Annotated in this window: 1 rRNA gene; it reads left to right on the top strand. The window is 48.1% G+C overall.

What is annotated here, in order from left to right:
- The first annotated feature begins 177 nt into the window (after nucleotides 1-177).
- Nucleotides 178-1,705 (top strand): 16S ribosomal RNA (locus tag BUA96_RS17120).
- Nucleotides 1,706-1,806 lie beyond the last annotated feature (101 nt).

Here is a 1,806-nt window from a genome sequence, read left to right as displayed (position 1 = left end):
ACATCTAACGATAAATGATCTTCTTTAATTAGGGGAGAAGTTAATTGACATATTGAATTGACAACGCGTTCCGATTTTACATCGGAATTGAATTAAAACTAGAACGACCATTTTGAGCTTCTGTTTCTACAGAGGTGATTAAATTTCCTTATATCGTGGAATATTATTTAAAATACTACGATGAAGAGTTTGATCCTGGCTCAGGATGAACGCTAGCGGCAGGCCTAACACATGCAAGTCGAACGGTAACAGGAATTAGCTTGCTAATTTGCTGACGAGTGGCGCACGGGTGCGTAACGCGTATGCAATCTGCCTTGTACTGGAGTATAGCCCAGGGAAACTTGGATTAATCCTCCATAGTCTATTGATATGGCATCGTATTAATAGTAAAGGTTACGGTACAAGATGAGCATGCGTCCTATTAGCTAGTAGGTGTGGTAACGGCACACCTAGGCAACGATAGGTAGGGGTCCTGAGAGGGAGATCCCCCACACTGGTACTGAGACACGGACCAGACTCCTACGGGAGGCAGCAGTGAGGAATATTGGACAATGGGCGGGAGCCTGATCCAGCCATGCCGCGTGCAGGAAGACTGCCCTATGGGTTGTAAACTGCTTTTATACGGGAAGAATAAGTGTTACGTGTAGCACGATGACGGTACCGTAAGAATAAGCACCGGCTAACTCCGTGCCAGCAGCCGCGGTAATACGGAGGGTGCAAGCGTTATCCGGAATCATTGGGTTTAAAGGGTCCGTAGGTGGACTAATAAGTCAGTGGTGAAAGTCTGCAGCTTAACTGTAGAATTGCCATTGATACTGTTAGTCTTGAATTGTTGTGAAGTAACTAGAATATGTAGTGTAGCGGTGAAATGCATAGATATTACATAGAATACCGATTGCGAAGGCAGGTTACTAACAATATATTGACACTGATGGACGAAAGCGTGGGGAGCGAACAGGATTAGATACCCTGGTAGTCCACGCCGTAAACGATGGTTACTAGCTGTCCGGCTCAATTGAGGGCTGGGTGGCCAAGCGAAAGTGATAAGTAACCCACCTGGGGAGTACGTTCGCAAGAATGAAACTCAAAGGAATTGACGGGGGCCCGCACAAGCGGTGGAGCATGTGGTTTAATTCGATGATACGCGAGGAACCTTACCAGGGCTTAAATGTAGTCTGACAGATTTGGAAACAGATTTTTCTTCGGACAGATTACAAGGTGCTGCATGGTTGTCGTCAGCTCGTGCCGTGAGGTGTCAGGTTAAGTCCTATAACGAGCGCAACCCCTGTTGTTAGTTGCCAGCGAGTAATGTCGGGAACTCTAGCAAGACTGCCGGTGCAAACCGTGAGGAAGGTGGGGATGACGTCAAATCATCACGGCCCTTACGTCCTGGGCCACACACGTGCTACAATGGTAGGTACAGAGAGCAGCCACGTCGCAAGGCGGAGCGAATCTATAAAACCTATCACAGTTCGGATCGGGGTCTGCAACTCGACCCCGTGAAGCTGGAATCGCTAGTAATCGCATATCAGCCATGATGCGGTGAATACGTTCCCGGGCCTTGTACACACCGCCCGTCAAGCCATGGAAGCTGGGGGTACCTGAAGTCCGTCACCGCAAGGAGCGGCCTAGGGTAAGACCGGTAACTGGGGCTAAGTCGTAACAAGGTAGCCGTACCGGAAGGTGCGGCTGGAACACCTCCTTTCTAGAGCTTTGCTGCATAGCAGTTAAAGACGCGACTATAAGGAAAGACGAAGTTTTAGTTTTAGTTGTCAATTCAAGATATTTTTCGGTTGATGATCCTGA

Source organism: Leeuwenhoekiella palythoae, from assembly GCF_900130045.1.
GTDB classification, from domain to species: Bacteria; Bacteroidota; Bacteroidia; order Flavobacteriales; family Flavobacteriaceae; genus Leeuwenhoekiella; species Leeuwenhoekiella palythoae.
This window is presented reverse-complemented; position numbering and strand designations above follow the sequence as displayed.